This is a genomic window from Streptomyces sp. NPDC002130 (assembly GCF_040296465.1).
Classification (GTDB): domain Bacteria; phylum Actinomycetota; class Actinomycetes; order Streptomycetales; family Streptomycetaceae; genus Streptomyces.
Genome location: NZ_JBEOXI010001317.1, coordinates 1 through 1008 on the forward strand (window position 1 = coordinate 1; position 1008 = coordinate 1008).

A 1008-nucleotide genomic window follows, 5' to 3' on the forward strand; every position below is an offset into this window, starting at 1 on the left:
CGCGCTCCATGTCCGCGTTCTTGAACCGGAAGCCCAGCTGGATGAACGCGTCGAGTGGCGTCGTTGTCGACGATCAAAACTGTGATGCGCGAGTCAGCGTCCATAGTGCGCTCAGATTACCCAGAGCCCCCGACAGTGAGAGGGTGGGCGGGCTACGACGACCAGGGCACCCAGCAACTGACGAGGAAATCGTCCCCCAACGCACCGGCCTCGACCTTGCCGCCGATCTCTCGCGCCTGTTCGGCCAGTCCGCGTAGACCTGATCGCGAACCGATCGACGTCATAGGTGCAAGCTCGCTGAGCTTGTTGCGTGCGAGGATGCGGATTCCGTCGTGCGGCGACCCGGTCACCGAAATGACGAGCATCTGGTCGCTCGCGTATTTCTGGACATTGGTCAGTGACTCCTGCACGACGCGATAGCAGACATGCCCCGCCAACATTCCGACGTCACCCGGGAGCAACTCGGATTCGAGACGGCAGTGAATGCCGGCGGCGCGGGCACTGTTGACCAGATCTCCGATCGCGTCGATCCCTTGATGCCCACCGTGTTCGCGACGATCACCATTTCCTCTGAGCACTCCGACGATTCCCTTCAATTCGTCCAAAGCCTCGTGCGCGGTCGTTCTGATCATCGCAGCCGTGTTGACGACCTTCTCGGGATTGTCTGCCGCGCTCACCTGCAGCCCGCCGGCGAACAACGAAATCCGGCTCAGACTGGCGGCGATCGTGTCGTGCATGTCGCGCGCGATCCGCGTTCGTTCCTCGGTGCGAATCATCTCGTCGCGCATCACGTCGGTTTTCTCGGTGGCCAGATCCCGTACGTGCTCGGCCTCGACGAGTTCGGTCCTGGTCCGGATCAGGAGAGAGAGAGCGCCACGACGATGCCGACCATGACGGCCGCGACGAGCCACGGGATCCAGATGGCCCAGGCCGACGATCGCCTGCTCGGGGGTGCCGTGCCCGTAGTGGGCGTACCGCTCGCGGTACAGCTCGACCATGCGCTTGGTG

Annotated in this window: 1 protein-coding gene; it reads right to left on the reverse strand. The window is 63.2% G+C overall.

The genetic code is table 11. The features are described from left to right. Positions 1–152: 152 nt before the first annotated feature. A partial coding sequence (locus ABT116_RS50615) for a sensor histidine kinase (RefSeq protein ID WP_351648678.1) occupies positions 153–1008 on the reverse strand: 856 nt, incomplete at its 5' end.